The organism is Paraburkholderia ribeironis, assembly GCF_900019265.1.
Classification (GTDB): Bacteria; Pseudomonadota; Gammaproteobacteria; order Burkholderiales; family Burkholderiaceae; genus Paraburkholderia; species Paraburkholderia ribeironis.
Genome location: NZ_CYGX02000034.1, coordinates 118,003 through 142,419, shown reverse-complemented (window position 1 = coordinate 142,419; position 24,417 = coordinate 118,003). Strand labels below are relative to the sequence as shown.

The 24,417-nt window shown below is 61.1% G+C and carries 20 protein-coding genes; 1 reads left to right on the top strand and 19 read right to left on the bottom strand.

Going from position 1 to position 24,417, the window contains the following annotated elements; all coding sequences use genetic code 11:
* Positions 1–41: 41 nt before the first annotated feature.
* Together BN2475_RS16615 and hemE are read right to left on the bottom strand one after the other, a co-directional pair.
* Positions 42–2,288, bottom strand: coding sequence for a primosomal protein N' (locus BN2475_RS16615; protein WP_174641961.1), 2,247 nt, complete (start codon positions 2,286–2,288; stop codon positions 42–44).
* A 472-nt stretch (positions 2,289–2,760) separates the two neighbouring features.
* A complete protein-coding gene (gene hemE / locus BN2475_RS16610) occupies positions 2,761–3,861 on the bottom strand; it encodes a uroporphyrinogen decarboxylase (protein WP_094780588.1) in 1,101 nt (366 codons plus the stop codon).
* Positions 3,862–4,084: 223 nt separating this feature from the next.
* Between hemE and BN2475_RS16605 the strand changes: the two genes are divergently transcribed.
* Complete coding sequence (locus BN2475_RS16605) at positions 4,085–4,879, top strand: transporter substrate-binding domain-containing protein (protein WP_094780587.1); 795 nt, start codon at positions 4,085–4,087, stop codon at positions 4,877–4,879.
* Between the two features lie 850 nt (positions 4,880–5,729).
* Here BN2475_RS16605 and BN2475_RS16595 read toward each other — a convergent pair.
* From BN2475_RS16595 to BN2475_RS16515, 17 genes are all read right to left on the bottom strand, one after another.
* Complete coding sequence (locus BN2475_RS16595; RefSeq protein WP_094780585.1) at positions 5,730–7,460, bottom strand: AMP-binding protein; 1,731 nt, start codon at positions 7,458–7,460, stop codon at positions 5,730–5,732.
* Positions 7,461–7,693: 233 nt separating this feature from the next.
* Entirely contained in the window at positions 7,694–8,119 is a 426-nt protein-coding gene (locus BN2475_RS16590) for a F0F1 ATP synthase subunit epsilon (protein WP_094780584.1), read from the bottom strand.
* Between the two features lie 161 nt (positions 8,120–8,280).
* Positions 8,281–9,675 carry a F0F1 ATP synthase subunit beta gene (atpD, locus tag BN2475_RS16585; protein ID WP_094780583.1) on the bottom strand — a complete coding sequence of 465 codons (1,395 nt, stop codon included), beginning with the start codon at positions 9,673–9,675 and terminating at the stop codon, positions 8,281–8,283.
* Between the two features lie 115 nt (positions 9,676–9,790).
* A complete protein-coding gene (atpG, locus tag BN2475_RS16580) occupies positions 9,791–10,675 on the bottom strand; it encodes a F0F1 ATP synthase subunit gamma (protein WP_094780582.1) in 885 nt (294 codons plus the stop codon).
* Between the two features lie 140 nt (positions 10,676–10,815).
* Positions 10,816–12,357 (bottom strand): F0F1 ATP synthase subunit alpha, encoded by a 1,542-nt coding sequence (atpA, locus tag BN2475_RS16575; protein ID WP_094780581.1) that lies wholly within the window; start codon positions 12,355–12,357, stop codon positions 10,816–10,818.
* A gap of 58 nt (positions 12,358–12,415) precedes the next feature.
* On the bottom strand, positions 12,416–12,955 hold the full coding sequence (locus BN2475_RS16570) for a F0F1 ATP synthase subunit delta (RefSeq protein ID WP_094780580.1): 540 nt from the start codon (positions 12,953–12,955) through the stop codon (positions 12,416–12,418).
* 2 nt (positions 12,956–12,957) lie between these two features.
* Entirely contained in the window at positions 12,958–13,428 is a 471-nt protein-coding gene (locus BN2475_RS16565; protein WP_094780579.1) for a F0F1 ATP synthase subunit B, read from the bottom strand.
* Between the two features lie 138 nt (positions 13,429–13,566).
* Positions 13,567–13,836, bottom strand: coding sequence for a F0F1 ATP synthase subunit C (gene atpE, locus BN2475_RS16560; protein ID WP_007180033.1), 270 nt, complete (start codon positions 13,834–13,836; stop codon positions 13,567–13,569).
* A gap of 81 nt (positions 13,837–13,917) precedes the next feature.
* On the bottom strand, positions 13,918–14,769 hold the full coding sequence (atpB, locus tag BN2475_RS16555; protein ID WP_094780578.1) for a F0F1 ATP synthase subunit A: 852 nt from the start codon (positions 14,767–14,769) through the stop codon (positions 13,918–13,920).
* A gap of 166 nt (positions 14,770–14,935) precedes the next feature.
* Positions 14,936–15,481: an ATP synthase subunit I gene (locus BN2475_RS16550; protein ID WP_094780577.1), complete on the bottom strand. Its 546-nt coding sequence runs from the start codon at positions 15,479–15,481 to the stop codon at positions 14,936–14,938.
* A gap of 636 nt (positions 15,482–16,117) precedes the next feature.
* Positions 16,118–17,005 carry a ParB/RepB/Spo0J family partition protein gene (locus tag BN2475_RS16545; protein WP_094780576.1) on the bottom strand — a complete coding sequence of 296 codons (888 nt, stop codon included), beginning with the start codon at positions 17,003–17,005 and terminating at the stop codon, positions 16,118–16,120.
* Between the two features lie 18 nt (positions 17,006–17,023).
* Positions 17,024–17,815, bottom strand: coding sequence for a ParA family protein (locus BN2475_RS16540; RefSeq protein ID WP_094780575.1), 792 nt, complete (start codon positions 17,813–17,815; stop codon positions 17,024–17,026).
* 113 nt (positions 17,816–17,928) lie between these two features.
* A complete protein-coding gene (gene rsmG, locus BN2475_RS16535; protein ID WP_094780574.1) occupies positions 17,929–18,612 on the bottom strand; it encodes a 16S rRNA (guanine(527)-N(7))-methyltransferase RsmG in 684 nt (227 codons plus the stop codon).
* A complete protein-coding gene (gene mnmG, locus BN2475_RS16530; protein ID WP_094780573.1) occupies positions 18,609–20,567 on the bottom strand; it encodes a tRNA uridine-5-carboxymethylaminomethyl(34) synthesis enzyme MnmG in 1,959 nt (652 codons plus the stop codon). Before mnmG ends, rsmG begins: the two co-directional genes overlap by 4 nt.
* A 176-nt stretch (positions 20,568–20,743) precedes the next feature.
* Positions 20,744–21,496 carry an ABC transporter ATP-binding protein gene (locus BN2475_RS16525; RefSeq protein WP_425435540.1) on the bottom strand — a complete coding sequence of 251 codons (753 nt, stop codon included), beginning with the start codon at positions 21,494–21,496 and terminating at the stop codon, positions 20,744–20,746.
* A gap of 11 nt (positions 21,497–21,507) precedes the next feature.
* Entirely contained in the window at positions 21,508–23,292 is a 1,785-nt protein-coding gene (locus BN2475_RS16520; RefSeq protein WP_094780572.1) for a branched-chain amino acid ABC transporter ATP-binding protein/permease, read from the bottom strand.
* A 4-nt stretch (positions 23,293–23,296) separates the two neighbouring features.
* A complete protein-coding gene (locus tag BN2475_RS16515; protein WP_094780571.1) occupies positions 23,297–24,352 on the bottom strand; it encodes a branched-chain amino acid ABC transporter permease in 1,056 nt (351 codons plus the stop codon).
* Between the last annotated feature and the right edge of the window lie 65 nt (positions 24,353–24,417).

Below are 24,417 nucleotides of genomic sequence, written 5' to 3'. Positions count from 1 at the left end.
ACTGAAAGGAGTAACGACGCGCACGAAGCCGGCGACGCGCGTCAGATGTCGAGTGGATCGACTTCCAGACTCCAGCGCAGCACGCCTTTCAGACCGCGCAACAGCGGTTGCCACGCGCGCAACGTGGCCTGCAATGCAGCTCGCGACGCGCTTTCGATCAGCAACTGCGCGCGATGCACATGCATCACCTTGACGATGGTCAACGGCACGGCGTCGTAGACGGTCACGCGCTCCGCGGCCGCAATGCCGGTCAATTCCGCGGCGGCCTGTTGCAGGAAGGCGAGCGCGGCCTCGAGCGTGCGGCCTTCGGCGCGCAGCAAGGCCTGATAGACGAACGGCGGCAAGTGCGCGTCGCGCCGCTCGGTCAGCGTGGAATTGGCAAAGCCAACATAATCGTGGCGACCCAGCGCGTGATAAAGCGCATGGCGCGGATAGCGCGTTTGCACCAGCACTTCGCCCGGCAAGCCTGCGCGCCCTGCCCGGCCGCTCACCTGCATCAACTGCGCGAAAAGTCGCTCGCTCGCGCGGAAGTCGTGGGAAAACAGCGCCGTGTCGGCGTTCAGCACGCCGACCAGCGACACGCGCTGGAAGTCGTGGCCCTTGGCGATCATCTGCGTGCCGACCAGGATATCGACGTCGCCCGCGTGGACATCGGAGAACAGCGCCTGCGCGCTGCCTTTGCGACGGGTGCTGTCGGCGTCGATACGCAGCACACGGGCGCCGGGCACGGCGTGCGCCAGCGTTTCTTCGACGCGTTGCGTGCCGCGGCCCATCGGCGCGATGTCGACGTTGCCACACTCCGGACAGGAGCGCGGAATGCGCGACTCCCAGCCGCAGTGGTGGCAGCGCAAGGCGCGTTCGGGCTTGTGCAGAACCACATAGGCGCTGCAGCGCGGACAACCGGCGACCCAGCCGCACGCATCGCAAGAGAGTTGCGGCGCGTAACCGCGGCGATTCAGGAAGACGAGGCTCTGCTCGCCGCGCTCGAGCCGCGCCTTCAACGCGGCGAGCAACGGCCCCGACAACCCTTCCACCGAGGCCCTACCGCGCCGGCGCTCTTCTTCCAGATCGATCAGCTTGACGGTCGGCAGCACCGCATCGGCCACCGCCCGACGCGACAGCGTGAGCCGTTTGTAGCGTCCCTGGTCGGCCTGCCACCAGCTTTCCAGCGACGGCGTGGCCGAACCCAGCACGGCCGGCACATCCAGCTGCTTGGCACGGTAAATTGCCAGATCACGCGCCGAATAGCGCAAACCTTCCTGCTGCTTGTAGGCCGGATCGTGCTCCTCGTCGACCACGATAACCGCGAGACTCGGCAGCGACGCCAGCACGGCGAGCCGTGTACCCAGCACGATGCGGGCGCGGCCAGTATGCGCGGCGAACCAGTTGCGGGCGCGCTCGCCTTCCGCGAGGCCGCTGTGGAGCGTGACGATCGACGTGCCGTCCAGCGCGGCAAAGCGCGCTCGGAAGGCTGCCTCGAATTGCGGCGTCAGGTTGATTTCCGGCACGAGGACGAGCGCTTGCGCATCGGGCTTGGCGGCCAGGATTTCGGCGAGCGCGCGCAGATACACCTCGGTCTTGCCGCTGCCCGTCACACCGTGCAGCAGGAACGGCGTAAACCCGTCCGCGTCGCGGATCGCCTCGACGGCGCTCGCCTGCTCGTCGGTGAGTTTGGGCAGCGTGGGGGCGAGCGCGTCCGGCGACATGGGCGCGCCGGGCACCGCGGCGGCTTCGACGACGTCCAGCGCAACCCAACCCGCCGCTTGCCACGCTTCCAGGTTCGCCAGCGCTTTGGGATGAAGCGCGCGGGCATCGGCGGCCAGCAGGAAATCGGCTTCGGTCAATGCCTGCGCCAGCTTTCTCAATGCACTGGCGCGGGCCGGCAGTGCGCCGGGCAACGCCGCGCGGCCTTCGGAGGTGAGGCTGTACCGCTCTTGCGGTGCGAACAGGCGCGGCCAGCGCGACGCATCGCGCAGGGCTTGCGGGAGCGCGGGCAGCGCCACTTCGCCGAGACCGCGTTGATAGTAGTCAGCGGCGAACCCGGCCAAACCCAGCCACTGCGCCGACAGCGGCGGACAGGCGGTGCACAGGCCGCTGATCGATCGCAAGCGCTCGGCGGGCACGTCGCTGTGAGCGGTCACTTCGCAGACAAGCCCCACCACGTGCCGCTTGCCAAACGGCACGCTGACGAGCATGCCCGGCACGGCGACGTCGGGCGTGTCGCAACGGTAGTCGAACAGGCTCGGCAGCGGATGGTCCAGCGCGACGCGGACAAACACTTCGCTCACGCGGCGGTATGGACGAGGTGAACTGACGCGGCACAAAGTCGCACCGCCATGCGCGTTGAATCGGTGGCGAGTCCGTCGAAGTTAAAGTGAAACTTCAATGTCGGCGCTAAGTTCAAGATTCCGCTGAAGAATTGCAATCGATCCGCTCGCCTGTGGATAACTTTGTTGAGAACTTGGCTTCGAAGGGCCGGAAACCGCGTCCCAGCGGGCTTGTGTGGGGTTCCGCACATTTCTCCGGGAAGCCGTGAAACCCTTGCCAGACAAGGCTCGGATCATGCGGACCTACACTGTGCAAGGGGTCGGACACGACGAAAGCCTCTATTGCGCCGCAGCGTGGCGAATGTGCATAAGTCAAGTCTTGACTTTCACAAGACCGCCATTTGACGGGCTATGTACTGCGGACTTTCCCCTAGGCCGAGAGCCCGCCAGGTTGCATCGCAACAAAAAATGGTAACGATTACGGACTACGACTTCATGCCGGTGCATGACTCCCGCTGCGAATCGCGCGACTGTGACGGTGCACTTCATCGACGAGTTCAGCGACATGCTCCGGTGGCGTGAACTGCGAAATGCCGTGCCCGAGATTGAATACGTGGCCCGGATGATTGCCGAAGCTGTCGAGCACCGCTCGCGCTTCCGTGCGAATCGAAGCCGGCGGCGCAAACAGCACCGAAGGATCGATATTGCCCTGGAGCGCGACCTTGTCCCCCACGCGCTCGCGCGCCTCGCGCAGATTCACGGTCCAGTCGAGGCCGACAGCATCCACGCCGATCTCCGCGATCTCGTCGAGCCACAGTCCGCCGCCCTTCGTGAAGGTAATCACCGGCACCCGGGCGCCGTCGTGTTCGCGCTTCAGCTGGCTTACCACCTGCTCAATGTAATGCAGCGAGAAGCGCTGATAGACGCCATCGGCCAGCGCCCCACCCCATGTGTCAAAAATCATCACGGCTTGCGCACCGGCTTCGATCTGCGCGTTCAGATAGGCCGCGACCGACCGCGCGTTGATGTCGAGAATGCGGTGCATCAGGTCCGGCCGCGCGTACAGCATCGACTTGACGATGCGGAAATCCGCCGAACCGCCACCTTCGACCATGTAGCACGCCAATGTCCACGGGCTACCCGAAAAGCCGATGAGCGGCACGCGCTGGTGGCCTTGTGCATCCGTGAGCGCGCTGCGGATTTCGCGCACCGCGTCGGTCACGTAGCGCAGCGTGGCGTCGATGTCCGGCACTGCAAGGCGCGTGACGTCGTCTTCCGTGCGCACCGGGCGTGCGAATGTCGGCCCCTCGCCAGCGACGAACTCGAGGCCAAGACCCATTGCGTCGGGCACGGTCAGGATGTCGGAGAACAGAATCGCGGCGTCGAGCGGGTAGCGCTCGAGCGGCTGCAACGTGACTTCGGTCGCGAACGCCGGGCTCTTCGCGAGACCAAGGAAGCTGCCCGCGCGAGCTCGCGTGGCGTTGTATTCCGGCAGGTAGCGGCCCGCCTGCCGCATCAGCCAGATCGGCGTGTAGTCGGTAGGCTGGCGCAGCAGCGCGCGCAGGAAGGTGTCGTTCAGGAGTTTATGGGCCACGTTGGGTACGACTGAGGGCAAAGGGGCATTTTACCGGACCCGGCTGTTCGATCGCGCCTGATGCGGTCAATAACTATTGCGCGAACGGGTTGCCGGTGGCTTTTTTCAGGCCGGCCGCGGCGCAGCGACTTAGCTGAACGGCCGATGTTCAACCCGGCATTGCCGGGCTACTATCCGACAGCCTGACCCACCATTCACTACACGCCAACAACAAGGACACTCGATGAACAAGGCAGCCCTCGCAATGCTCGGCGCGCTCGCTGGTATTTTGATGCATGCAGGCGTGGCCGGTGCGCAAACCAACGCTGCCGCCGCGCCGTCCCGGCTCGACGAAATTCTCAGCCGCGGCACGCTGCGCGCCTGCACGACCGGCGACTACAAGCCCTATTCGTTCTACAAGGAGGACGGCCAGTTTGAAGGCATTGATATCGACATGACGGAATCGCTGGCCAAGTCACTAGGCGTCAAGGCGGAGTTCGTCAAAACGTCATGGCCGAATTTGATGAATGACTTCGTCGCAAAATGCGATATTGGCGTCGGTGGCGTGTCGCCGACACTCGAACGGCAAAAGCGCGCCTTCTTCACGCAGGCTTATATGATCGACGGCAAAACGCCGATCGTTCGATGCGACGACGTGAACAAATATCAAACCGTCGCGCAGATCGATCAGCCCACCACGCGGGTGATCGTCAATCCGGGCGGCACCAACGAACGGTTCGCCAAACAGTATTTCCCCCATGCCAGCGTGACCGTTTATCCGGACAACGTGACCATTTTCAAGCAGATCCTCGCTGGGAAAGCGGACGTGATGGTGACTGACGCATCCGAAACCCTATTGCAGCAAAAGCTGAATCCGGGACTTTGCTCCGTGCATCCGGACAAGCCATTCCAGTATGGCGAGAAGGCGTGGCTGCTGCCGCGCGGCGATGTGGCATTCCAGCAATATGTCGATCAATGGCTGCATCTCGCACGGGCGACTGGCGAGTATCAGGCCATCTCCGATAAGTGGCTGAAATAAAGCGGCTGCGTTCGGCCGCCTGTTTTCCGATGCAGGCGGTCTCCACACGTCAACAGATTCTCATTTCGACGACGATCATGTAACCGAGCGCGCCAGTTTTAAGCGAAACCTGATTGACGCTGCGAATCCAGGCACAACGAATCGCCCCCATTTGCGATGCTACTCAGCCGACGGTTGGTGCTGGAAGAAGAACGCCAACCGCATCGCGGCAAACAAAATCTCGTCATCTCAAAAAACTCCTGTAACAAGGGAGATTCTTCAAGGAAGGATGCATATGCAACTATTTCATGCAGAATTGACTCAACGGAATATGTCGCAACATGCGTCACGAATGGCATTAATCATGCGTTCAAAATTGCAGCCAAGTCATCGGTAAAAATTGCGTTTTAAACGCTTTAGCGTGGCAATAAATGCCTGAATGCCTTAGCTGGCGGGCGTTACAACCTGAAACACTTTGTTACCGCGCGGCTAGAGTAATTCGCCCACAATGCCCTAACGGTTTCAACACGGATGTGGCCGGGTGCGTGGTGTGAGCGGATACGATGCACTTGCCGATCGGCGTATGCCGAAGCCCTGAGAAGGGGCATCCTTGCTGGGGCCGTGGTCGACGCCGGGTCGTCGTCCCGATCGGTTCCAACTTTGGTCTCCTCGCGCTAACCCCGTAGCGTGTGGTTTTTAGCGGGCTCCAGGCCCGCTTTTTTTTCGTCTTGTCAAACGTTTGCGCAGTGCGGGAACCTGCCCGTTGAGCAACATTCGCTGCTTGCAAACGAATCATCGCGGCAAACGGTCTTTGCCTTCCTCATTCACGCCGTGCTGCCAGGTCTTTGCCAGCACGGCCCGCGCAGCGATCTCACGCCGTTTTGCTTTCCTGTAGCCGCAGTTCGCCGATCATCTGTTCGCGCATGACGAATTTCTGCACCTTGCCGGTCACCGTCATGGGCAGTTCGTCGACGAAACGAATGTATTTGGGCACCTTGTAGTGCGCGATCTGCCCTTGGCAGAACTGTTGGATTTCTTCAGCTGTCGCCTGTTCGCCGGCGCGCAGCACGACCCACGCGCAGACTTCCTCGCCGTATTTCGCGTCGGGCACGCCGAACACCTGCACGCTCTGGATTTTCGGGTGACGAAACAGAAATTCTTCGATCTCACGCGGATAGATGTTTTCGCCGCCGCGAATCAGCATGTCCTTCAGCCGGCCGACGATATTGCAGTAACCCTCGGCATCGACAGTCGCCAGATCGCCGGTGTGCATCCAGCCGTCGACAATGCTTTCGCGCGTCTTCGCCTCATCGCCCCAATAGCCCTGCATCACGGAGTAGCCTCGCGTGCATAGCTCGCCGGTTTGGCCCACCGGCACGATCTCGCCGAGCGGGTCGACGATCTTCACTTCCAGATGCGGCTGGATTCGGCCCACCGTCGTGGTGCGCTTGTCGAGCGGGTCGGTCGTCGAACTCTGGAACGACACAGGACTGGTTTCCGTCATGCCGTACGCAATCGTGATCTCGCTCAGATGCATCTTCGAGACGACCTTCTTCATCGTCTCTATCGGGCACGGCGAGCCCGCCATGATGCCGGTGCGCAGGTGTGAGAAGTCGTAAGTGGAAAAATCCGGATGATCGAGCTCGGCGATGAACATGGTGGGAACGCCTTGCAATGCGGTGCATCGCTCTTCAGCAACCGCGGCGAGGGTCGCGGCCGGGTCAAAGCCCTCGCCCGGGAATACCATATTCGCGCCGACCGACACGCACGCCAGCACCGAGAGCACCATCCCAAAGCAGTGGTACAGCGGGACCGGGATGCACATGGCGTCCTGTTCGGTCAACCGCATCGCCATTGCGATATAGCGCGCGTTGTTGACCACGTTGCTGTGGGTCAGCGTCGCGCCCTTCGGATTGCCGGTCGTGCCGCTGGTGAACTGGATATTGATCGGCTCGTGGCATGACAGCGTAGCGCCGATGGCGTCAAGCTGCGTGAGATCGAGCGTCGCGCGCCCCTGCTCGATCAGGTCGGCGAAGCTCATCATGCCGGGCGTCTCGGTATCGCACATGCGGATCACGTAACGCAACTCGGGCAGCCTTGTCGCCTGAAGCTCGCCTGGCGCCTGCGTGGCCAGCTCGGGCGCGAGTTGCTGCAGCATTTCGAGGTACATCGACGTCTTGAAACGCTCGGCCGCTATGATCGCCTTGCAGCCGACCTTGTTTAACGCGTATTCGAGCTCCGCGAGCCGGTAGGCCGGATTGATATTGACGAGCACGGCGCCGATCCGCGCGGTAGCGAACTGCGTGAGCACCCACTCCATCCGGTTCGGCGACCAGATACCGACGCGGTCGCCCTTCGCAATGCCGAGCGTGAGGAGGCCGGACGCCAGCACGTCCACTTCTTGCGCAAACTCCTTCCACGTCCACCGGATGCGCTGCTCGCGAAACACCACGGCCGGGCGATCGGCAAAGCGCTCAGCGGTGTCACGCAAGAACTGGCCGACCGTTGCTTCACTCAACGGGATTTCGGTCGGCCCGCGCACATACGACAGGTCGTCTTTGGGTTCGATGAGTGCACCTTCGCCCGACATTTGCGTTGCCATGGTGTTGTCTCCGTGAGCGGAAGCTCGCCCTATTGAAATGAATTTGAAATCGATTGTGCCACCGGCATGTGTCCGTACGGCATCAAGTGTTACCCGCAGCGGGTCACATTGAGCGCGGCGGGTGGCCACATATCGCTGCGGCCCTATGGATTTTGCTTACCTTTCCGTAAACGTCAACTACTGATCAAAAAAAAGCAGCCGCGAGGGCTGCTTTTTTCTCTGATACATATTGCCTAGTGCTGACCGCGCAGCCTGCGCAGGCGCTGGATCGCAGCGAGTTGAGCCGTCGCATAGGCGAGTTCCGCCTGAGCGGTCGCGTATTCGAGGTTCGAACCCGTGTTTTGCAGCGCTTCTTCTGCACGCTTGCGTGCATCTTCTGCCTTGGCTTCATCGAGATCCTTGCCGCGGATCGCGGTGTCGGCGAGAACCGTCACAGCGCCCGGCTGGATTTCGAGGATGCCGCCGGCGACGAACACAAACTCTTCTTCGCCGTTTTCAGCTTCGATACGCACCGCACCCGGACGAATCCGCGTGATCAGCGGCGTGTGGCCCGGCAGAATGCCGAGTTCACCCGCCTCGCCCGGCAGCGCGACGAACTTCGCCTGGCCCGAGAAGATCTCCTCTTCCGCGCTGACGACGTCTACTTTAATGGTTGCCATAAGTGTCGACTCCTGTCGACGAAAGTTAGCGCTTCAGCGCTTACTCTCGTCCCATGCAAGGCTGGGTTGAGCGTAGTAAGAGGCGCCGGCTTTGCTTGTTGGAAGCTGTAGAAGCCTTCGAAAAGCGCGGACTCCGACGCCCGCTTCGTTACACCCGACCTTTACTGGATCTTCTTGGCCTTTTCGAAGGCTTCGTCGATCGTGCCGACCATGTAGAACGCTTGCTCCGGCAGGTGGTCGCACTCGCCTTCAACGATCATCTTGAAGCCACGGATCGTTTCCTTCAGCGGCACGTACTTGCCCGGCGAACCCGTGAACACTTCAGCGACGTGGAACGGCTGCGACAGGAAACGCTGGATCTTACGAGCGCGAGCAACGGCGAGCTTGTCTTCCGGCGCCAGTTCGTCCATACCCAGAATCGCAATAATGTCGCGCAGTTCCTTGTAGCGCTGCAGCGTTTGCTGCACGCCGCGCGTGATCGTGTAGTGCTCTTCGCCGATCACGTGCGGGTCGATCTGGCGCGAGGTCGAATCGAGCGGGTCCACTGCCGGGTAGATACCCAGCGAAGCGATGTCACGCGACAACACGACGGTTGCGTCCAGGTGGCCGAAAGTCGTAGCCGGCGACGGGTCGGTCAAGTCGTCCGCAGGGACGTACACAGCCTGAACCGACGTGATCGAGCCGGTCTTGGTCGACGTAATACGCTCTTGCAGCTTACCCATTTCTTCAGCCAGCGTCGGCTGATAGCCCACTGCCGACGGCATACGGCCGAGCAGTGCCGACACTTCGGTACCGGCCAGCGTGAAACGGTAGATGTTGTCGACGAAGAACAGCACGTCGAGACCTTCGTCACGGAAGTGCTCAGCCATCGTCAGACCGGTCAGCGCAACGCGCAGACGGTTGCCCGGCGGCTCGTTCATCTGGCCGTACACCAGTGCGACCTTGTCGAGAACGTTCGAGTCCTTCATTTCGTGATAGAAGTCGTTCCCTTCACGGGTACGCTCGCCAACACCGGCGAACACGGAGTAACCACCGTGTTCCTTCGCGATGTTGTTGATCAGTTCCATCATGTTCACGGTCTTGCCCACACCGGCGCCACCGAACAGACCCACCTTGCCGCCCTTCGCGAACGGGCAGATCAGGTCGATAACCTTGATGCCGGTTTCGAGCAGTTCGGTCGACGGCGACAGTTCGTCGAATGCCGGCGCCTTCTGGTGAATACCGCGAACCACGTCCGAGTTGATCGGACCGGCTTCGTCGATCGGACGACCCAACACGTCCATGATCCGGCCCAGCGTCGGCTTGCCGACCGGCACGCTGATCGGCTTACCCGTGTTCTTCACCGTCGTGCCGCGACGCAGGCCGTCCGATGCACCCAGACAGATGGTACGGACGACGCCGTCGCCCAGCTGTTGCTGGACTTCGAGGGTCAGTTCCGAACCTTCGAGAATGAGCGCGTCGTAAACCTTCGGCATGTCCGAACGCGGGAATTCCACGTCGATCACCGCGCCGATGCACTGTACGATCTTGCCTTCTACCAAAGCAGTAGTACTCATCGCTTTTCCTTTAGATACTCAATTCTTCACTCGCGCAAAGGCGCAGTTTCGATGGGGTCGCCTGGACGGGTGCGCCTTACGGGCGCACACGAAGCGGTTTGCCCGACCGTCGAGGTCAGACTGCCGCGGCCCCACCGACGATTTCCGACAGTTCTTTCGTGATCGCGGCCTGACGGCTCTTGTTGTACACGAGCTGCAGTTCGTTGATGACCTGCTTCGCGTTGTCCGAAGCGGCCTTCATCGCGACCATCCGGGCCGACTGCTCCGATGCCATGTTTTCCGCGACGGCCTGATAGACCAGCGCCTCGACATAACGCACCAGCAGTTCGTCCACCACTGACTGCGCATCCGGCTCGTAGATGTAGTCCCACTGCGTGCTCGGCGTCGTGCCGTCTTCTTCCTTGCGCTCGAACTGCTCTGCCGACAGCGGCAGCAGTTGCTCGATCACCGGCTCCTGCTTCATCGTGTTGACGAAGCGCGTGTACGCCAGGTACACCGCCGAGACCTTGCCTTCCGAGTACAGGTCGAGCTGCACCTTCACCGCGCCGATCAGCTTTTCCAGATGCGGCGTATCGCCCAGATGCACGACATTCGACACCACGTTCGCGCGCAAGCGGTTCAGGAAACCCAGACCTTTGGTGCCGATCGCGGTTGCCTGGACCGTCTTGCCCTGGCCGTCCAGTTCCTTGAACTTCTGTGTCGTCGCACGCAGCACGTTGGTGTTCATCCCGCCACACAGACCCTTGTCGGTCGTGACGAGGATGATGCCAGCCGTCTTCGCGCCTTCGTTCGACACCATGAACGGGTGACGATACTCGGGGTTCGCACGGCTCATGTGTGCAGCGATATCGCGGACCTTGTCGGCGTACGGGCGAGCAGCGCGCATGCGCTCCTGAGCGCGGCGCATCTTGGATGCGGCCACCATCTCCATCGCTTTCGTGATCTTGCGCGTGTTTTGCACGCTCTTGATCTTGCCGCGAATTTCCTTCATTCCAGCCATTGCTTGCTCCTTTGTCGGCCCGAGTTAGCGCTGAAGCGCTAACTCGGGTCCCATGCAAAGCGGCCGAAGCAGCGCGGGTGCACTCACATGCGGCCCGCGCCGCTTCAAGGTCCGTTTATGCCTTGCGGATCACTCGCGGATCAATAAGCGCCGGACTTCTTGAAGTCTTTGAGGGCCGTATGCAGCAGGCCTTCGTCGTCCTTCGAGAGTTCCTTGGTATCTTCGATGCGCTTGACCAGGGCTGCTTGACTCGACTTCAGGTATTCGCGCATGCCCTTTTCGAACGACAGGACTTGCGAGACTTCGAGGTCGTCGAGGTAACCGTTGTTCGCTGCGAAGAGCGCCACAGCCAGTTCCCACACTTGCAGCGGCTGATACTGCGGCTGCTTCAGCAGCTCCGTCACGCGGCGGCCGCGCTCCAGCTGCTTACGGGTCGCTTCGTCGAGGTCCGATGCGAACTGCGCGAACGCCGCCAGTTCACGGTACTGCGCGAGGTCGGTACGGATACCGCCCGACAGCTTCTTCACGACCTTCGTCTGAGCCGCACCACCCACGCGCGACACCGACACGCCAGCGTTAATTGCCGGGCGGATACCTGCGTTGAAGAGGTCGGTTTCCAGGAAGATCTGGCCGTCGGTAATCGAGATCACGTTCGTCGGAACGAACGCGGTCACGTCGCCTGCTTGCGTTTCGATGACCGGCAGTGCCGTCAGCGAGCCGCTCTTGCCCTTCACTTCGCCGTTCGTGAACTTCTCGACGTACTCTTCCGAGACGCGAGCAGCACGTTCCAGCAAACGCGAGTGCAGATAGAACACGTCGCCCGGATAGGCTTCGCGGCCCGGCGGGCGGCGCAGCAGCAGCGAGATCTGACGGTATGCCCAAGCCTGCTTGGTCAAGTCGTCGTATACGATCAGCGCGTCTTCGCCGCGGTCACGGAAGTATTCGCCCATCGTGCAGCCGGCATACGGTGCGAGGTACTGCATCGCAGCCGATTCCGAAGCCGAAGCGGCCACGACGATCGTGTATTCCAGCGCGCCGGTTTCTTCCAGCTTGCGCACTACGTTCATGATCGACGAAGCCTTCTGGCCGATCGCGACGTAGATACAGACGAGGTTTTTGCCCTTCTGGTTGATGATCGCGTCGACTGCAACTGCGGTCTTGCCGCACTGGCGGTCGCCGATGATCAGCTCACGCTGGCCACGGCCAATCGGCACCATCGAGTCGATCGACTTCAGACCGGTCTGGACCGGTTCCGAAACCGACTTACGCCAGATCACGCCCGGTGCAATCTTTTCGATCGCGTCGGTCTTCTTCGCGTTGATCGGACCCTTGCCGTCGATCGGGTTGCCCAGTGCGTCGACCACGCGGCCGAGCAGTTCCGGGCCGACCGGCACTTCCAGAATGCGGCCCGTCGTCTTGACGATGTCGCCTTCCGAAATGTGCTCGTACTCACCCAGAATCACGGCGCCGACCGAGTCGCGCTCGAGGTTCAGGGCGAGACCGAAGGTGTTGCCCGGGAATTCGAGCATTTCGCCCTGCATCACTTCCGACAGGCCGTGGATACGCACGATACCGTCGGTCACGGAGATCACGGTGCCCTGGTTGCGAACGTCTGCGCTCGCTTCAAGGCCCTGGATCCGGCTCTTGATCAGCTCGCTGATCTCAGAGGGATTGAGTTGCATTATTCGCTCCTGATAGTCAATTCTGTTGCGTGCCAGCCGCTTCAGCGCGCGAAGCGCTTCAGGCCGTCAGAGCCGTGTGCATGCTGGCAAGCCGCGCGCGGACCGAGGTATCGAGCACTTCGTCGCCGACCGTCACGCGCACGCCGCCGATCAACGACGAGTCGACTTCGATCGTCGGCTTCAGCTTGCGTTTGAACTTGCGTTCGAGACTTGCGACGAGTTCGTTCAACTGTGCGCCTTCGAGCGGGAATGCGCTGACGATCAGCACATCGGCCGCCCCTTCGCGGGCGTTCTTCAACTCTTCGAACTGCACGGCAATTTCCGGCAGCAATTGCAGGCGATGGTTGTCCACCAGCATTTGCACCAGATTCTTTGCTTGCGCGTTGTCCTTGAGCGGCGACTTGACCGCGGCCAGCAGCAGTTCGCTGATCTGGACGCGGCTTACTTTCGGGCTCGAGGCGATCGACAGCACTTCGGGCAGACGCGCAACCTGTGCCAGCTCCTGCACGAGCGTGGACCAGGCGGCGATGTCACCAGCTTCGGCCACGCCAAACAGCGCTTCTGCGTACGGACGGGCGATGGTTGCAAGTTCGGCCATGATCAGAGCTCGGCTTTCAGTTGATTCAGCAGGTCAGCGTGAGCTGTCTGGTCGACTTCGCGCTTCAGGATCTGTTCAGCGCCCTTCACAGCGAGCGTCGCGACTTCGCCGCGCAGCGTTTCGCGCGCCTTCACGACTTGCTGTTCCGCGTCGGCCTTCGCTTGCGCGATGATACGGGCGGCTTCAGCTTGTGCCTGAGCCTTGATTTCGTCAGCGACTGCTACAGCGCGCTTTTCCGCGTCGGCGATACGTTGCTGACCGTCGTTGCGTGCCTGGGCGAGTTCCTGGTCGACGCGCTTGTGCGCGGCTTCGAGTTCTTGCTTGCCCTTCTCGGCAGCCGACAAACCGTCAGCAATCTTCTTCGAGCGCTCGTCGAGGGCGTTGACCAACGGCGGCCACACGAACTTCATCGTGAACCACGCGAGGATCAGGAACACGACCATTTGCGCAAACAGGGTTGCGTTGAGATTCACGGTGTTTCCTTAAACGTTGCTAGTTCGGACAGTGAAACGGCAAGGCGCTCATCGATTCAGTGTTCGATCAGCGCCCAAGTGCCCGTTCCGCCCTGCGCCTTTACCAGTTATAGCTCAGGCGCAAACTTCCGAGGAACCTCAGCCTGCCAGCTTCGACAGCAGCGGGTTTGCGAACGCAAACAGCATTGCCACACCAACGCCAATCAGGAACGCCGCATCGATCAGACCAGCCAGCAGGAACATCTTGGTTTGCAGCGGGTTCATCAGTTCCGGCTGACGAGCACATGCTTCGATGTACTTGCCGCCCATCAGGCCGATACCGATACAGGCGCCGATTGCACCCAGGCCGATGATGATGCCGATACCGATGGCGGTCAGACCCTGGATGTTGGCGATGAAAGCTTGCATGATCACTCCTTTGTGAAAAGTCTTTTAGAACTGGTTGGAACTGGGATTTGAAAAACTACGATTCTTTGCCGACAGCGCAGGTTAGTGCTTGTCGTGTGCCTGGCCGATGTACACCAGCGTCAGCATCATGAAAATGAACGCCTGCAGCAGAACGATCAGGATGTGGAAGATTGACCACACTGTGCCGGCGACCACGTGGCCGATGAAGCCAAGCACCGTCGTGTCCGCGCCGAAGCTCCAGATGCTGCCGAGCAGGGCAATCAGCAGGAACAACAGTTCGCCCGCGTACATGTTGCCGAACAGCCGCATGCCGAGCGAGACCGTCTTCGCGACGAACTCGATGATGTTCAGTGCAAGGTTCGGGATCCACAGGAGCGGATGCGCGCCGAACGGGGCGGACAGCAGTTCATGCACGAAGCCGCCTGCGCCCTTGATCTTGAAGTTGTAATAGATCATCAGCGCGAACACACCGAGGGCGATGCCGATCGTGCCGTTCAGGTCGGCGGTCGGCACGATGCGGTGGTGCGGGATGACTTCGGACAGACCCAGCCAGCTGATCACATGGGGCGGCAGGTCGACAGGGATGAAGTCGAGCGAGTTCATCAACGCGACCCAGACGAACACGGTCAGCGCCAGCGGTGCAATGAAGGTGCGCGTGCCGTGGATCATCGACTTCGATTGATCATCGACCATTTCGACCAGCATTTCGACTGCGCATTGGAAACGGCCCGGCACGCCGGACGTTGCCTTACGGGCAGCAAGACGCAGGATGAGGATGGTGGCCAGACCGCAAACGATCGACCAGAAGAGGGTGTCCAGATTCCACACGTGGATGTCGAAAATCGACGTCTGGTGTGCGGTGGAAAAGTTCTGCAAGTGGTGCGCGATGTACTCGGACGGATCCATTGCGCGCGTGCCTTCGCTAGCTGCCATATCGTTAAAGCCACCCAAATTGTCGAAAATCGTTTTAGGCCGCTCCCGCAGCAATGCTGTATTGCGGGAACACGCCGGGTGCGAACCGTGTCATATCCGCACACCTGATGCCGGCGCTGCGCGCCAGCCTGAATTTGTTGCTGCTACTTTGCTACGGCGACTTACGTTAGCGCCACGCGAGGGCGATCCAGTAAGTTTTAAGCGCGATGAGGTAGGTCACGAGCAGCGGAACCCAGCGTACGTCGTGATACCAGAACGCGATGGCTACAAACATCGCGATCGTTGTCCCCATCTTGAGCGCTTCGCCGATCATCCAGCTCATCACTGTTTCAGCGCCGCTCAACGTTCTCAGGCGCGCGGCGAACAGCGCGCCCGGCACCCAGCAGATCGCTCCCCCCAGAAACGCGGACAGCGCAGCAGCGCCCGGCGGCTTGTAGAACAGCCACCACACCAGCGTCGCACCCAGGGACAAAACCATTTGCGCTGCCACGACCTTGAAAGGCGTAACGCGCGATGGACGACTCACGTTGGGACCAAACAGCTTTTCAGCTTCGGCCCGCGTGAGCGGAACGATATTGTTATCTTCCTGCTCGACGTCCCACGTCTCGCCGTGTGTAACTTGCTGACCGGTGGACGCATCGGAAGTGAAGCGTTCAGCGCGGTGTCCGTCGCGCCCATTCTTTGGCGCCTGATTCGACGATTTGACCGCCATCGCAATGTTCCGAAAGTCTTGTTCCAGCCCGCGAGCTTACGCTGCGTTTACGGGGTTGCCGTGCAATTAAATCCGGGCGATTGTAAGCGATAGTTGCAGGCAATTCAAGACTTTAGGCCGTTCAATAACCTGCGCGAAATGCGCCTTCACGATGCGGAAACTACGTTCCAGCGACGCAAAACGCGCCAAATGTAAGGCGGCTGGGGGATGGCAAAACATGAGCGTTGAATCGTGTGGTTTTGCGTTCGTCGAGCGCTCGCGTGGACGTTGTGGCGGACGTGTCGGAAATGCAACAAATGTCGGTTTTCGCGCAGATGACTGGACAAGTTCGACACTGGCAAGTAAAGCGCAAGCGGCCTGCTTGTCTGTGACGAACCATGCGTCACATGTGCGCACTGCCCCGCTCGCTCAACGCAAGGTGCGGGCGCATACCGGAAGATACTCGCACCGTGGCCACGGCACGACGATATATTCGGACTACTAATTACTGGTTGCCCGGTTTTACTTAGGAATCCAATAGATACTCGCGCGGAATGCCGATCAAACCAAAACGGCCGCTGGGCGCGTCAAATAGCGTGCGAGCCGCCCAGGAAGCAGTCGCAGGCGAATTCAGCGCCCATCGATACAGTCTGCCGATCAGGCAGTGCCATTCCCACGCAGGCGGACCAGAATGCCTTCCAACGCATCGAGATCACCAAAGTCCACCAGGACCTGGCCCCGGCCGCGTCGCCCGAGCTTGATCTTTACCGTCGCCGACAGTAGATCCGACAGCTCCTCTTCGAGTCGCCGCGTATCGCGGCCGCCGTCCGGATTGGCGCGCGCCTTGACCGCTGGCGCAGCCTTGGTGGTCGTCGTCACCAGCTTTTCGATTTCGCGCACCGACATGCGCTTGTTGACGACCTGGTTGGCCAACGTGATCTGCGTCGCGGCGTCAACGGCCAGCAGCGCGCGAGCGTGCCCCATGTCCAGATCGCCGGCCAGCAGCATCGTTTGCACCGGCGATGCAAGGTTGAGCAGGCGCAGCAGATTCGATACCGCGCTGCGCGAACGACCGACCGACTCCGCCGCCTGCTCGTGCGTGAAATTGAACTCGTCGAGCAAACGCTGGATGCCCTGCGCCTCTTCCAGCGGATTCAGATCTTCGCGCTGAATATTCTCAATCAGCGCCATCGCAGCGGCAGCCTGGTCCGGCACGTCCCTCACCAGCACTGGTACTTCATCGAGGCCGGCGAGACGCGCCGCGCGAAAACGCCGCTCGCCGGCAATGATCTCGTACTTGTCCACCGACACGGGACGCACCAGGATCGGCTGCATCAATCCCTGAGCGCGAATGCTGGCTGCCAATTCCTGCAACGCGCCTTCATCCATGCGCGTGCGCGGCTGATACTTGCCCGCCTGCATCTTGGCGAGCGGCAGCACGTGGGGCGCGCCATTGATCGCCACCGCCTCGGTGATATCCGCGGTGCCGCCTAGCAATGCTTCAAGCCCGCGGCCCAATCCCTTCTTTCTCGCTACTGCGTTCATCGTGCTCCCTCGATCCGCTTAGGATGCCAGGGGTGCGTCATTCAATGCGCGCACCCGCTCAATCATTTCCGCGCCGAACTGCACGTACGCCTGCGCGCCGCGCGAGGCGCGGTCGAACACCACACCGGGCAAACCGTAGCTGGGCGCCTCGGCGAGACGCACGTTGCGTGGAATGACCGCGTCGAACACCTTGTCGCCGAAATGCTCTTTCAACTGATCTGAAACCTGCTGTTGCAACGTGATACGCGGATCGAACATTACGCGCAGCAGGCCAATAACTTTCAGATCCCGGTTCAGATTGGCGTGCACCTGCTTGATCGTGTTGACCAGATCGGACAGGCCCTCGAGCGCAAAGTACTCGCACTGCATCGGAATCACGACGCCGTGTGCGGCGCACAGGCCATTGAGCGTAAGCAGCGACAGCGCCGGCGGACAGTCGATCAGCACGAAATCGTATTCGCTGGCGACGACCCCAAGTGCGGCCTTCAGCTGACGCTCACGATTCTGCACGGTGACGAGTTCGACCTCAGCGCCCGCCAGTTCGCGGTTCGCGGGCAGCACGTCGTAGCCGACGGCATCCGGCCGAATTCGCGCATCGGCCACCGACACGCTATCCACCAGCACTTCGTATACGGTGTTCTCGCATGCGGCCTTGTCGATGCCACTGCCCATGGTGGCGTTGCCCTGCGGGTCCAGGTCGATAAGAAGGACTCGCTGTCCCTGCGCTGCCAGGCTCGCGGCCAGATTGACTGTGGTCGTCGTCTTGCCGACGCCGCCTTTCTGGTTCGCAACGCAGAAGATTTTTGCCATCGTTGGAGTGTCCCTTTTGCTGCTTGGATGAAGTAAAAATCGCTGATGGTACGGGTACGACATGCGGCTAACGGTGGCCGTCAGTTATCCGCTAGTTATCCGCTAGTTATCCTTTACTTATCGGCATCCACCACCACCTTGATCAGATGCCGCTCGGCGTCCAGCGACGGCACGTTCAGCCGAATAATCTCTTCCACGTGGGCGCCGGCCGGCAAGCGCTCGATTTCGCCATCCGGGCGCACGCCTTTCATCGCCCAGATCGCGCCCCGCTCCGCAACCAGATGACGGGCCAGTGTAACGAAATCCGCGAGTTCTGCGAATGCACGCGAGACAATTACGTCGAACTTTGCCGGTACTTCGGCGCCCGGCGTCAACGTCTCGACCCGCCCGGTCACGACCGACAGGTTCGCCAGGCCAAGCTCGGCCTTCGCCTGAGCCTGAAAAGCCGTTTTCTTGTGAACGATGTCGTTCACGGTGACGGCCCATTCGGGCAGAACGATGGCCAGCACGATACCGGGCAGGCCGCCACCCGAACCGACGTCGAGCACCGACGACGGGCCGCGCGGCGCGAGGTGCGGGATGATCGAAAGCGAATCGAGAATGTGCTGGATCAGCATCTGCCGCGGATCGCGAATCGCCGTCAGGTTGTAGACGGCATTCCACTTCGACAACAGCGCGACGTAGTCCAGCAGCTTGGTGAGCTGCGCGTCACTCAAATCGAGGCCGAGTTCGCGAACACCGTCCGCCAGCAATGACGCCAACGCTTGCTGAGCGCTTCCCTTCTGGCTCCCCGTCATTGCGCCACCGGCGTGCTGTCGGCGCCAGGTTCAGCGGGTTTCGTCGAGCGACGGCCCAAGCCGCGCTTCAAGTGAACCATCAGCAAAGAGATTGCCGCCGGCGTGATCCCAGAGATGCGCGACGCCTGGCCGATGGTTTCGGGTCGGAATTGCGTCAGCTTCTGGCGCGCTTCGAAGGACAGGCCTCTGACTTCCGCGTAGTCCAACCCCTCAGGTAGACGTGTGCTTTCCTGAGCTTCGTTCCGCTCGATCTCTCCAGCTTGGCGGTCGATATAACCCTGATACTTGATCCCGATCTCGATCTGTTCCTTGATCTGCGCCAGCAATACTTCGTCTTCCGCGAGAATTTCGGGTGCGCCACAGGCGCCGGCGCGCAGTCCGCAGACGCCGTCGTACGTGACGCCTGGGCGACGCAACAGATCCGCGAGGCTGTACTCGTGGTCGATTGGCTTGCCGAGCAAGGCCGTCGCTTCGTCGGCGGGTAACGTCTTAGGATTGACCCACGTCGTGCGAAGTCGCTCTGTTTCACGTGAAACAGCGTCCCGCTTACGGCTGAACGCGTCCCAGCGCACGTCGTCGATCACGCCAAGTTCGCGGCCAATCTCGGTCAGACGCATATCGGCATTGTCCTCACGCAGGCTCAGGCGATATTCAGCACGGCTCGTGAACATCCGATACGGCTCGGATACGCCACGCGTCACCAGATCGTCGACCAACACGCCGAGATAGGCCTGATCGCGCCGGGGGCACCATGCTTCCCTACCCTGCACATGCAAGCCTGCATTGATGCCCGCCAGCACACCTTGCGCGGCCGCTTCTTCGTACCCGGTTGTGCCGTTGATCTGACCCGCGAAAAACAGTCCGTTGATTACCTTGGTTTCCAGCGATGCCTTCAGGCCGCGCGGATCGAAATAGTCGTATTCGATTGCGTAGCCCGGCCGCAGGATGTGAGCATGCTCCAGACCGCGCATCGACCGCACCAGTTCCAGCTGCACATCGAAAGGCAGACTCGTGGAAATCCCGTTCGGGTAGAACTCGTTAGTCGTCAGGCCTTCTGGCTCCAGAAAGATCTGATGTGATTCCTTCGATGCGAAACGGTGAATCTTGTCCTCGATTGACGGGCAATAGCGCGGCCCCACCCCCTCGATGACACCGGTGTACATCGGCGACCGGTCAAGCCCGCCGCGAATGATGTCATGCGTCCGCGCGTTCGTATGCGTGACCCAGCAAGGCACTTGCCGCGGGTGCTGCTCGACGCGCCCCAGGAACGAGAACACCGGCACCGGATCCAGATCGCCCGGCTGCTCTTCGAGTTGCGAGAAATCGATCGTGCGGCCGTCGATCCGCGGCGGCGTGCCGGTCTTCAGACGGCCCTGCGGCAGTTTCAATTCCTTCAGACGCGCAGACAGCGAGACCGCAGCCGGATCGCCCGCACGGCCGCCCGTGTAGTTGTTCAACCCCACATGAATCTTGCCGTCAAGGAACGTCCCAGCCGTCAGCACGACCGCCCGCGAACGGAAACGAATTCCCACTTGGGTGACCGCGCCAACGACGCGGTCACCCTCTACCATCAGATCGTCGACGGCCTGCTGGAACAGCCACAGGTTCGGCTGATTCTCCAGCCTATGCCGGATCGCCTGCTTATACAGCAGGCGATCGGCCTGTGCGCGCGTCGCCCGAACCGCGGGCCCCTTCGACGAATTCAGGATGCGGAACTGGATGCCACCTTCGTCCGTTGCCGCCGCCATGGCGCCGCCGAGCGCATCGACTTCCTTGACCAGATGGCCTTTGCCAATGCCGCCAATCGACGGATTGCAGCTCATCTGGCCGAGGGTTTCGATGTTATGGGTCAGAAGCAGCGTTTTATTGCCCATGCGCGCCGAGGCCAAAGCGGCTTCGGTGCCGGCATGACCGCCGCCGACGACGATTACGTCAAATTCAGTGGGAAAAAGCATTGCGAGATCTCACGCCAGATCGTCGCGTGAGCCTTTCAAAGGAAAATGTATGGGCGAATTATAACGGGTTCGGTTTAGGCCCGAATTTCGTCCGAATGGCCAACGAATAAAAAAAGCGGTGTGTTTCACGTGAAACACACCGCTTCGCCATTTAGCAGACCGCTGATAAATCGTCTTCAGGCCACTTTCTTCGCCAGCCCGAGATACGTTTCGATCACTCGTGGGTTCTGCGCAAGGTCGGCTGCCGCTCCTTCCAGCGCCAGCTCTCCGGTTTCAAGCACATAGCCGTAGTCGGAGATTTGCAGCGCGGCTCGTGCATTCTGTTCAATCAACAGGGTCGCCACTCCCGTCTGACGCAGCGCACTAATGATGTGGAAAATTTCTTTGACGATCAGCGGCGCGAGTCCCAAGCTCGGCTCGTCCAGCATCAGTAGATCGGGCTTACCCATCAACGCCCGCCCTACCGCAAGCATCTGTCGCTCGCCACCGGATAAGGTGCCGGCAGCCTGCTTGCGGCGCTCTTTCAGCCGTGGAAACAGCGCAAAGACCGGTTCCAGCTGATCGAGAAAATTGCGCTCGCCTGCCTGCTTACGCCGATAAGCGCCGAGGACAAGGTTGTCTTCCACCGTCATCGACGCGAACAGCTCACGTTTTTCAGGCACCAGACACATGCCACGCGCGACCCGCTTCTCCACGGGAACCGCACTGACATCCTCACCCCGGTAGACGACGGCACCCTTTGCATGGCCCGTGTTCGGCAGCGCGCCCATGATTGCATTGAGCAATGTAGACTTGCCCGCGCCGTTCGGCCCGATCACCGAAACGATCTGCCCCGCTCGCACCTTGATCGCCGCGTCGTGCAGCGCCTCGACCTTGCCGTATCGGACCGACAGACCGTTCACGTCGAGAATCGGTACAGCAGCATTCATCATCTTCTCCATCACTCCACCCCGCCCAGATACGCTTCGAGCACCGCCGGGTCTTGCTGAACATCCTGCGGCAAGCCTTCCGCGATCCGGGTTCCGAACTCCATCACCACTAGCCGGTCGGTGAGATTCATCACGAAGTCCATGTCATGCTCCACCAGCAGCACGCTCATGCCTTCCGCCTTGAGTCGGCGCAGCAGGTCGGCGAGTTGCAGCTTTTCCTGATAACGCAAACCGGCTGCGGGTTCATCCAGCAACAGCAGCGTCGGATCGCAGCACAGCGCGCGAGCGATTTCGAGGATCCGTTGCTGGCCGAGCGCGAGACTGCCGGCTTCGTCGTACATATGTTGCTCGAGTCCCACACGCCGAATCTGTCGAGCTGCCTCCGCCATCAACTGTGCTTCTTCGGCGCCGTTCAGGCGTACGACGCTGCGCACAACACCCGAACGCCCGCGCAAATGCGCGCCGATTGCGACGTTTTCGAGCACCGTCATCCTGGGCAGCAACTTGACGTGCTGGAACGTGCGACCAATCCCGCGCTTGACGATTTCACGTGAACTCAACGCATCGATGCGCTCACCGCGAAACGTAATCTCGCCGCTGGTCGCCTGCAATACACCAGTCACGAGATTGAATGTGGTCGACTTGCCGGCGCCGTTCGGTCCGATCAGTCCAATGATCTGCCCCGCTTTCACCTCGAAGCTGACATCGTTGACCGCCACCAGACCGCCGAACTGCTTGCGCGCCTTGTTGACGGTCAGCAACTCCTCGCCCGCCGCAGGTTTGCTGCGCTGCGGCAACGGCTCAGCATGATCCGACAGATGAGCGCGCGGCCCCCGTGGGAAAAAGCGTGCGACGAATGGCCAAACCCCTTGGCGCGCGTACTGCAGCAGCAGCACCATCAAGATGCCGAACACGATCACCTCGAAGTTGCCGTTCTCGCCGAGCAGCTTCGGCAGCAGGGTTTGCAGATAGTCCTGCAGCACGGTCAGAATCGCTGCGCCGAGCACCGCACCCCAGACGTGGGACACACCGCCCACCACCGCCATGAACAGGAACTCGATGCCATGGTTCAGGCCGAACGGCGTCGGATTCACCGCACGTTGCAGATGCGCATACAGGAAGCCCGACACCGACGCCAGCACCGCCGCGTAGACGAAGATCACCACGCGCATCCATCCGGTATTCACGCCCATCGCCTCCGCCATCATGCCGCCGCCGCGCAACGCGCGGATCGCCCGTCCCGGCCGGCTATTAAGCAGATTCTGAACAGAGACGACCGCGCCGAGGACGACCAGCCAGATCAGGTAATAGATATGGCGGCCGGACTCCAGGTCGATGCCAAAAACATTCAGGACCGGAATCCCGTTGATGCCGTCGTATTTGCCGAGCATTTCGAGGTTGCCGAACAGGTAGAACAGCGCGAGGCCCCACGCGATCGTACCGAGCGGCAGAAAGTGGCCAGACAGCCGCATCGTCACGAGGCCGAGCATCAGCGCGATCAAGGCCGTCACAACGACGCCCGCGATCAGCGCGAACCACGGGGAAACACCATACGCCGTCGTCAGATACGCGGTTGCGTAGGCGCCGATGCCGACGAACGCCGCCTGCCCAAAGCTCGTCATCCCTCCGATGCCAGTCAGCAATACGAGGCCGATCGCGACAATCGCATACAGGCCGATGTAGTTGAGCAACGTCACCCAGTACTCGGGCAGATGAATCGGCTGCGGCAATACCGGCAGCGCGAACAGCACCACGAGGAACAACCAGAAGAACTTGTTTCGCATGATCCGTTTCATCGTGTTACTCCTCTTCCTCTTCGGCGTGCGGACTGGCAAGACTCCGCCAGAGCAGCACCGGGATGATCAGCGTGAACACGATCACTTCTTTATAGGCGCTCGCCCAGAACGACGAATACGACTCCAGTAGGCCGACCAGGATGGAGCCGGCCGCCGCCAGCGGATAACTGACGAGCCCGCCGATAATCGCCCCCACGAAGCCCTTCAGACCGATCAGGAAGCCCGAGTCGTAGTAAATGGTGGTCAACGGTGCGACAAGGATGCCGCACAGCGCGCCGAGCCCGGCCGCCAGCGTGAATGCGAGCCGCCCCGCCTGCGTCGTGCCGATGCCGACGAGCCGCGCGCCGAGCCGGTTCACGGACGTCGCGCGCAAAGCCTTGCCCGAGATCGAGCGATCGAAGTACAAATACAGCCCGCCGATCAACACGACTGCGGTACCCACCACCCACAGACTTTGTCCGGAGATCGACAGACTGCCGACGTTAAACGTTGCATCCGAAAATGCGGTCGTGCGCGAACCTTCCGCGCCGAACATCACGAGCCCGAGGCCGACCATCGCAAAATGCACCGCCACGGCCACGATCAGCAGCAACAGCGTGGTCGCTTCCGCGATCGGCTCATACGCGAGTCGGTAGACGAACGGTCCCATCGGAATCACGATCAGAAGCGTCAATGCAATCTGCGCGATCATGGGTAGCGGCTGTAGGAAAACACCTCGAGTGAGCGCGTATACCGCAATCGGAAACAGCAGGTATTTCCCGGCCAGCGTGACCAACGTGCGTGCCGCATAGCGTCGTCGTTCAGGATGCCGCGCCATCCCTGCCAGCTCGACGACGAAACAGGCCGCGCCCATCGCCATCAGCAGCCAGCAGGTGGCCGGAAATTTCTGCGTTTGCAGTGCGGCGAGCGTCAACGCGCCATACGAAACGAACTCCCCCTGCGGGATAAAGATCACCCGCGTCACGGAGAACACCAGCACCAGCGCGAGCGCGAGCAGCGCGTAGATCGCGCCAGTGGTGATGCCGTCCTGCGCGAGGATCGCCGCAATTGATAGATCCATACTTCCTCGTCCTGAAGCGTCGAAATCGAAACCGGGCAACAATCGTGACGGCAGTGACGGCGCAA